The sequence below is a fragment of the Mycobacterium intermedium genome (genome assembly GCF_002086275.1).
Classification (GTDB): domain Bacteria; phylum Actinomycetota; class Actinomycetes; order Mycobacteriales; family Mycobacteriaceae; genus Mycobacterium; species Mycobacterium intermedium.
Genome location: NZ_MVHT01000014.1, coordinates 77,762 through 85,480, shown reverse-complemented (window position 1 = coordinate 85,480; position 7,719 = coordinate 77,762). Strand labels below are relative to the sequence as shown.

The 7,719-nt window shown below is 64.6% G+C and carries 10 protein-coding genes; 5 read left to right on the top strand and 5 right to left on the bottom strand.

Going from position 1 to position 7,719, the window contains the following annotated elements:
- Nucleotides 1-139: 139 nt before the first annotated feature.
- Nucleotides 140-475, bottom strand: coding sequence for a hypothetical protein (locus BST27_RS07810; RefSeq protein ID WP_139805055.1), 336 nt, complete (start codon nucleotides 473-475; stop codon nucleotides 140-142).
- 168 nt (nucleotides 476-643) lie between these two features.
- Here BST27_RS07810 and BST27_RS07805 point away from each other — a divergent pair, with 168 nt between their 5' ends.
- The 5 genes from BST27_RS07805 to BST27_RS07785 all read left to right on the top strand — a co-directional run bounded on the left by BST27_RS07805 (nucleotide 644) and on the right by BST27_RS07785 (nucleotide 3,568).
- Entirely contained in the window at nucleotides 644-1,180 is a 537-nt protein-coding gene (locus BST27_RS07805; protein WP_069419988.1) for a DUF1360 domain-containing protein, read from the top strand.
- 2 nt (nucleotides 1,181-1,182) lie between these two features.
- Nucleotides 1,183-1,596: a ChaB family protein gene (locus tag BST27_RS07800; RefSeq protein WP_069419937.1), complete on the top strand. Its 414-nt coding sequence runs from the start codon at nucleotides 1,183-1,185 to the stop codon at nucleotides 1,594-1,596.
- Between the two features lie 12 nt (nucleotides 1,597-1,608).
- A complete protein-coding gene (locus BST27_RS07795; RefSeq protein WP_069419938.1) occupies nucleotides 1,609-2,274 on the top strand; it encodes a UdgX family uracil-DNA binding protein in 666 nt (221 codons plus the stop codon).
- Between the two features lie 289 nt (nucleotides 2,275-2,563).
- A complete protein-coding gene (locus BST27_RS07790; RefSeq protein ID WP_249025694.1) occupies nucleotides 2,564-2,836 on the top strand; it encodes a hypothetical protein in 273 nt (90 codons plus the stop codon).
- 51 nt (nucleotides 2,837-2,887) lie between these two features.
- On the top strand, nucleotides 2,888-3,568 hold the full coding sequence (locus tag BST27_RS07785; RefSeq protein WP_232007309.1) for an HAD family hydrolase: 681 nt from the start codon (nucleotides 2,888-2,890) through the stop codon (nucleotides 3,566-3,568).
- A gap of 64 nt (nucleotides 3,569-3,632) precedes the next feature.
- On the opposite strand, the gene mbp1 is transcribed toward BST27_RS07785, so the two are convergent.
- The 4 genes from mbp1 to BST27_RS07765 all read right to left on the bottom strand — a co-directional run bounded on the left by mbp1 (nucleotide 3,633) and on the right by BST27_RS07765 (nucleotide 7,686).
- Nucleotides 3,633-3,866 carry a microaggregate-binding protein 1 gene (gene mbp1, locus BST27_RS07780; protein WP_069419941.1) on the bottom strand — a complete coding sequence of 78 codons (234 nt, stop codon included), beginning with the start codon at nucleotides 3,864-3,866 and terminating at the stop codon, nucleotides 3,633-3,635.
- A 186-nt stretch (nucleotides 3,867-4,052) separates the two neighbouring features.
- Nucleotides 4,053-5,603, bottom strand: a complete 1,551-nt coding sequence (gene mhpA / locus BST27_RS07775) for a bifunctional 3-(3-hydroxy-phenyl)propionate/3-hydroxycinnamic acid hydroxylase MhpA (protein WP_069419942.1) — start codon at nucleotides 5,601-5,603, stop codon at nucleotides 4,053-4,055.
- The gene (locus tag BST27_RS07770) at nucleotides 5,600-6,559 is read right to left on the bottom strand and encodes a fumarylacetoacetate hydrolase family protein (RefSeq protein ID WP_069419943.1); all 960 of its coding nucleotides are present in this window, start codon (nucleotides 6,557-6,559) and stop codon (nucleotides 5,600-5,602) included. The genes mhpA and BST27_RS07770 overlap by 4 nt, the downstream gene beginning before the upstream one ends.
- Nucleotides 6,556-7,686 (bottom strand): VOC family protein, encoded by a 1,131-nt coding sequence (locus BST27_RS07765; protein WP_232007310.1) that lies wholly within the window; start codon nucleotides 7,684-7,686, stop codon nucleotides 6,556-6,558. The genes BST27_RS07770 and BST27_RS07765 overlap by 4 nt, the downstream gene beginning before the upstream one ends.
- Nucleotides 7,687-7,719: the final 33 nt, after the last annotated feature.

The window sequence follows — 7,719 nt, the reverse complement described above, 5'->3', positions numbered from 1 at the left end:
ACCGGCCAGGACCACCCTGTCGGTAACCCACGTTCACATGTGAGCGAGGCCCCAGCCCATACCCCCATACCGTCTGGCGTGACGCTCGGCGACGGTCGCCACGCTGGCGTGACGCTCGACGGTCGTAGACGGAAAAGGGTTACGCACTCCGATAACGTCGACGCGCGGCGTCCGCCTTCGGACGTGCCAGCTGGAACCGATCAATGAGGCTGGAGAGCTCGTCGAGTTCGCTGCGCAGCGTCTGAAATTCGACTTCATCGGCCCCGTCGAACATGCCCATTGCGTTGTACTGAGCAAGCCGTCGCAGCCGCGCCGCCAGAGCCGCGCCCCACTGCAGCCTGAAGTCGTAGAGCTGGTCCTCGGTGAGACCGTCCAGCTTCTCCAGTTTGCGCAGCGCATCGATCTGGGTGGCGAGCTTTTCCAGGTCATCAGCGACGTCATCGGCGACGTTGTGCGCCGCGTGCTCCGGTATCACGTTCGACGGTCCTTTCTCGCCACTGCCGGTCGGCACACATATACCCACTCCGGCCCAATTTCCACCTGGTCAACGAAACCGATTGCGTGCGAATTCCCCGGCCCGCGAGTCCCAGATTGCCCATTGCCGAAATGGGTATCCGGCTGTGGAGCCGACGAAGGAGTGCTTGTGCCTGATGTATCCGACGCCAGCGCGGAGGTGGCAGCCCGCGCACGGCAGGAAGCCGACGAATATCGCGGCGACAATCCCCGGCCGCTGGGCGGCTATCTTGTGGTGATGGGCGCCTACGGCGCACTCGTGGCGCTGGCCGCAATTCTGGCGGCGGCTACCGGGCGGAGGTTGCCGGAAGGTTGGCGCATTCAAGACCTGATCACGGTGACGCTTGGCGCGCACAAACTTTCGCGCACGGTGGCCAAGGATGCGGTGACGAGCCCGCTGCGCGCACCGTTCACCCGCTACTCGGGCACGGGCGGTCCGGCCGAGGTCATGGAGGAGTCACGGGAGACGAGCGAGCTACGGCACAGCGTGGGGGAGTTGCTCACCTGTCCGTTTTGTCTCGATGTGTGGGTAACCACCGCGTTCGTCGTCGGCTTGGTCTTCGTTCCCAGGTTCACCCGTCTGGTGGCCGGTGGCTTCACCGCACTGACCGGGGCCGATTTCCTTCACCTTGCGTACGCCAAAGCCCAGCAAGCAGTGGAGGGCTAGCGATGCCCAAGACAACGAAGCGCGGCGCCGCGAAGAAGGACGAGTTGCCCAGCACCCTGCGTCGCTCCAGCGCAAAGGCGCAGCGCACCTTCGCCAAAGCGCACGATGCGGCCGCCGAACAATACGGCACCGAGGAGCGGGCTCATCGAGTGGCGTACGCCGCCGTCAAGCACAGCTTTGAAAAGGTCGGCGACCACTGGGAAGCCAAAGAGGAAAAGGGACCATCCGACGAGCGCGCCGAACGAGGCGGACTGGAAAACCCGCTGCCGTCGGCAGAGGGCGTGGACGCCAACGCGAGCAAGAAGCATCTGCTCGACATCGCGCGCCGGCTCGACGTCTCCGGTCGGTCGAAGATGACCAAGCCCCAACTCGTCGAGGCGATCAAGAAGCACAATCGTCGCGCCCAACGTCGTTGAGGACTCCGGACTATGGCTGGCGCCAACCTGTCGGCACAGGCCGAGGGTGCGGCCCGCTACGTGCCCGAAGACCACGATCTGCAGTCGCTGGCGAACGCGGCAAGCGGCTGTCGCGGCTGTGGCCTGTACCAGGACGCCACCCAGACGGTGTTCGGCCACGGCAACGGCGATGCGCCGCTGATGCTGGTTGGTGAGCAGCCGGGCGATCGTGAGGACCAAGAAGGACTTCCGTTCGTCGGCCCGGCCGGTCGACTGCTCGCCCGGGCTCTGGAGGACGCCAACATCAATCCCGGGTCGACTTATCAGACCAACGCCGTCAAGCACTTCAAGTTCAACCGTTCAGGGAAACGGCGAATCCACCAGACACCGCGGCGGATCGAGGTAGTCGCCTGTCAACCCTGGTTGCTCGCCGAGATCGAGGCGGTACAACCGCGGGTTATCGTCTGTCTGGGGGCTACCGCCGCAAAATCTCTGCTGGGCAATTCATTTCGCATCACCGCACACCGGGGCGAGCGGCTGGAGTGGCCAACGGCCATCACTGTCCACCTGGAACCGGAGCCGTCGGTGGTGGCCACGTTGCATCCTTCGGCGCTGTTGCGTGATCGCAGTGACCGCCGTCAAGAGAACTACGAGGCGTTTGTCGAGGACTTGCGCCGTGCGGCGGCGATTCTGAAATAGAAAGCACTGCGCCAAAGTCCGTCAACAGCGACGGCGGTGTCGACCGCAGCGCGCCGCTGGCCGCGCGGCTGCTGGGCGTGTTCGAGCGTGGGGCCGTATTCCACACGTTCGGCGGGTCACTAGGCCGCGCGCGGGGCCACTGAGGTTTCAGCCTTCCGAGCCTGGGTAGTCGACACAAATGCGCGTGCAGAATTCACAAGCCGCTGATCTAGCTCCAGAGAGCGCGGATGTCCGAGCGCCACAAAGCGAAGATCATGGTCGCACCCGCCGCGCGATCGTCAACTGGGTATTGGCATTGCTGACGGTGCCGGCGGCAATACTGGTCGTGGTGTTTGCGATCGGGGCGGCCATGAGCATGGCCGGCTGCAGTGCCCCCGCCTGTCCCGGCATCGGGCCCAGTGGTCTGGTTTACGGGGTGCTGCTTTACGGCGCTCCGGTCATTTCCGGGTTGACGATGATCGTTTCGATCTTCACCGCGTTCCGGCCTTACGGGTTCGTTGTGCCGGTGATTGCACTGGCGTTGCTTCTGGCCGACTTCGCGACGATAGCCGCGCTGTTCTAGACCGATAGGCGAATTGCATTGTCCCGCAATGGTGAGGCCGACCGAGAGGCCGTGCTCAGTCCCGCTGTGTTATTCGACGTGGACGGAACGCTGGTCGATTCCAATTACCTGCATGTGCATGCCTGGCAGCGCGCCTTCGCCGAGGTCGGAATCGACGTCGAGGCGTGGCGCATTCACCGATGCATCGGTATGGATGGGTCGAGATTGGTCAAATCCTTGTCCGGCAACGCATCCGAGGACCAACGGAAGCGTCTGAAGGACTTACACTCTCGGTACTACAAAGAGGCGGCCCCACTGTTGCGCCCGCTGCCTGGCGCGCGCACTTTGTTGCAACGCGTGGCCGACCTAGGCTTCAAGGTGGTGCTCGCGACGTCGGCTCCCGAAGACGAATTGTCGTTGTTGCGGGAAGTGCTCGACAGCGAAGACCTTATCGCCGCGGTGACATCGGACGAAGACGTCGATACCGCCAAGCCGAAACCCGACATCATCGAGGTCGCGTTGCGCCGCGCCGAAGTGTCTGCCGAACACGCCGTTTTCGTTGGTGACGCGGTCTGGGACGCTGAAGCATGTGTTCGAGCCGGCGTAACCAGCATCGGGTTGCTTAGCGGCGGCGTATCCCGGGATGAGCTCAAGACAGCCGGTGCCGCCGCTATTTTCGAAAATGCGGGCGAGTTGGCGGAACACCTCGCGGCGACTCCTATCGCACATCTGGTTACCAAGCTCACGAGCTAAACCCAAGAGTTACAAAGCGAATGGGCCCAGTCCGTTGCGGACCGGGCCCATTCCTGCAGAAAAGTTACTGGTTGGCCTTTTGGCGCTGCTCAGCGGCCTCAGCGCCACCGCGGGCCGACTCGGCCTCGGCTTCCTTCTTCGCAGCGTCGCGCTGCGCGTCAGCCTTGTCCTGCTGGGCCTGGCCCTCGCGCTTGACGTCGTCACGACCCGCTACGGCGCCGATGACTTCCTTTGCCTTGCCCTTGACGCCCTCGACGACGCCTTCAACGCCCTCTTGCGGGCCACTCTTGTCAGCCATGAATTCCTCCTGTGGTCACTTTGCTTACATGGCGACCTCGCGCTGTGGTCGACGCGCTCAGCCAACAGGGCCGAACATGCGCTGTCCGAAATCCCCCTGCAGTGTTAGGGGTTTCCGGCAGGTGGCAGACTCAAACATGTGGCTTCCGTCACGAGGAGTCCTTGCGGAGTCCCACTCGGGTCCCGCTTAGACGCTGTGCAGTTGCGCTGCGCAGGGTGTTCCTAGGTAGTTGACAGTCCATGCCTGCAGGGCCACCGGGTCCCGCGCTGCGCGCATGACCGTCCGATCTGGACGCACCAGCACGGCTTGGGCGCGGCCTTGCCGGAGCCAGTTCGCAAGGTCACTGCCCGGGGCGGCGGTGAGTACCGCGAGGCCGCGCCGACGGAGCGCCGTGTGGTCGGCGTAGGACAGGGGAGTGGCGGTGACGAACAGGAAGTCCGAGCCCACCACGTCGTCGAGTCGTCGCCCGCTCGGCATGACCGGGTTCGGGCACAGGGTTCCGGGTAGTCGGGATCGGTAACTGCGTGCAACCAGGGCGCAAGCGTGCAGCCTCGGTGTGCTCGAATCCACCACCTTCTCGCGCAGGCCCGGAATCAGCCGTAACCGCGGCAGCACCAGGTGACGGGCCACATTGCCCACACGCCCGCCGCCCGTCATCGCCCGGCCCATGTTGAGCGCCAATCGAATCAGCGCTCGGGCGTGGGGTTTGCGCTCCTGCTCGTACGTGTCGAGGACATCGGGGCTAAGTGCGCTGCTACGCACCGCGGCGATTTTCCAGGCGAGATTCATCGCGTCTCGCACCCCGGCGCCCATGCCCTGCCCGATAAACGGCGGTGTGAGGTGCGCTGCGTCGCCGAGAATGAACATGTTGCCCTGGCGCCATCGGTCGGCGATCTGCGCGCGGAAGGTGTACTCGGCCACCCGCAACAGCTGCAACTCGCTGATCGGCACTCCGGTGGTCCAGGGCGCGATGAGCGGGTGCAGCGTGCCGATGGTGTCGAAGTCGGTGCTGTTCTCGCCGGGCAGCAGCTGAAATTCCCAGCGATAGCGCGATTTCCCGATGCGCATGTAGGTGCCGGCGCGTACCGGATCGCACACCTGATACACGCCGTCCCACTGGTGGAGGTCGGCGTCGGTGGCCACATCGACCACCAACCAGCGTTGCTCAAAGTGCAAATCCCGCATGGTGGAACCCATTCGGCTGCGCACGATGCTGTTCGCGCCGTCGCAACCCAGGACATACTCGGCGTCGACCTGATGTACCCGGCCGTCGGAACGGTCGGTGAACGTGACGCGCACGACGTCATCGCTGATGGGTGCGATGTCGGTAACGTCGGCGCCGCCGCGCAATTTAGCGCAAGGGAAGCGGCTGAGGTTCGCCCGGAGCAGGGACTCCAGTTCCGGCTGGTCGAACATGTTGGCCTGCGGGAAGCCGTGTACCCCCACCCCGGGGTCCCGGCGGAACTCACCCAGTACTCGAAATCTCTTGTCCAGCAGTCGAAGTCCGAGCGTGGGCCGGGATATCGCGGCGAACTCGTCGGCAATGCCGAGGCGGGCGAGGATGCGGCAGACCTCGTCGTCCAGGTGAACGGCCCTGGGTTTTTGGTAGACGCCGGGCCATCGTTCGAGGATCAGGCAGTCGACACCGTACTGGGCCAGCAGCGTGGCCACGGTGACTCCGGTAGGTCCAGCGCCGATGACGACGACGGGGACGCGCCAGATCCGGTCTGCGTTCACGCGTACCGCACCGCGGTGCGCTGGGTGCCGAGATCGATGGTGCCGTCGTCGGTGGCTACCGACGCCTCGACCACGTCGCCGTTCTGCAGGTACTTCGGATTCCCGGCCTGTCTCTTGAAGAACGCCTTCCATTTGATGGCCGGCGGCAGCAGGTTTCCGATGATCTCCAGCGGCTTGGGCGGAGCGCTCAGCGCGGTGCCCACCGGGGTTCCGGTGAGGATGAGATCGCCCGGTGCCAGCTCCTGAAATTGGGTGAGCGACTGCAGCGCTTGTAGGGGCCGGTAGATCATGTCGCCCTCGACTCGCGCGTTCTGCCGCTCTTCGCCGTTGACGCTCAGACGCAGTCGCAGCTCGCCGAACCGATTGAGCTCATCGGCGTTGAGTAGCAACAGCTTCGGTCCGACTGGCGTGAAGGTGGGATAGGACTTCGCTTCATAGAATTGCGTCTGAGGTAGTTGAATGTCGCGTGCTGAAACGTCATTGGTGATCACCAGTCCGGCGACGAAGTCGGCCAGGTTGGCGTCGGTAATGCTGGTGCCGACCGGAATTGCGCGCCCGATTACCAGCCCAATCTCAACCTCGTAGTCGAGCAACCGGACGTGCGGGGGTTTGACGATGTCGTCGAACGGACCGCTGATCGATGCGGAGGCCTTGCGAAAAAAGGTCAATGGAATCGACGCCGGGTCCATCCCCGCATCCTTGACGTGCGATTCGAAGTTGGTCATCTGAGCGATGACTCGGCATGGCCGGGTCACTGGGGAAATGAGATCAAGGCTGTCGACGGGCACCGCTTCTCCGCCGTCCGCGGCCCCCGCGGCGGCCTGCACCGCGGCCTCGACGGCGGACGGGTCGCCGAGCAACTGGCCTGTGCTGGTCGCCGAGGTAGCGATCTTCGCGGCTCCGGCAGCGGTTTCGACCCACCAGGCATCGGCGGTGTGGAGCACGGAGACGGTCATGCGGTGGGCACCTTCAGTAGGCCGATCAGGCGACGGAGGTCGAACTCGTTGCTTTGGCGAAGCGCGCGGATCATCGAAACCAGTTCATGCCGAGCTGATTTCGGGTCAGTGCCCAGAAAGTCCCGCGTCGCCGGCGGACCCCACTGGGCCAACCCCGAGGCGGTCAAGGGAGCCCAGCCCGGCTCGACGGTGTTGTCGAACCTGTCGCCGTCGGTGTAGTGCTCCACCATGAATCCGTCGGGGTCGCGCCAGTAGTCAAAGATCTGGCTGCCCTGAATGTGTCTGCCGATTCCCCAGGAGCGGACATACCCCCGCTCCTTGAGGTATTCACCGCCGGCGGCCAGGGCGTCGAGATCGCTGACCTGATACGCCGAGTGCAGGTAGCGGTTGGCTGGCCCCAGCGCCATCGCCAGCGTGTGGTGATCGGTTGGTGTCGCGCCCTGGTCGCAACGGATGAAGCTCATGGTCGGCCCGCGCTCGCGCTGCCCCGGGAAGAACTGGAAATCGCTGACGATCATGCCCAGGTTGTCCAGGTACCAGTTCAGCGCTTGACGGTACTTCGTCGACTGCAACACCAGGTGGCCTAGGCGTTGCACCCGCGCCGGCACTCGTGGGGGGCGCTGGGTCGCGTTGGCCCGGCGCAGGTCTTGCCCAAAATTGAAGACGTGCGGCTGTTGCCCGGGCAACGCCGGTAGTTCGTGCATGCCGGCCACTACCCGTACCGGGATTCCGCTGGGATCCACCAGATCAACTGCAAGGCCGCCGATGGCCTCGGGCAGCGGGCGGGCGGCCCTGCCCGACTTGTCGGCCAAGCGCAGGACGTCGACTTCGTCGCAGGCTCGGAACGCTACCGCGACGAATCGGGTTTGTTGTCCGCGGCGCACGATGACACACGGCGCGCCGGCGTCGGTGCCGCGCAACAGAAGCGCGTCGGGACCGCGCTGTGCGGTCTGAAAACCGAAGGCGCGCGCGAATGCTTCGGTGCGGGCCAGATCCGGCTTCTCGAATTCCAGCCACGCGATGTCGGCGACCTTGATGACCGGGTTTCGGGAGCGGCCCGGATGTTCACCGGGTAGGGCTCCCCGCTCGCTGTGCAGGTCTTTGTGTGCATCCGTGCGGGTAGCCATCAGGGGTTTCATCGCCATCTCTCGAAGTAACTG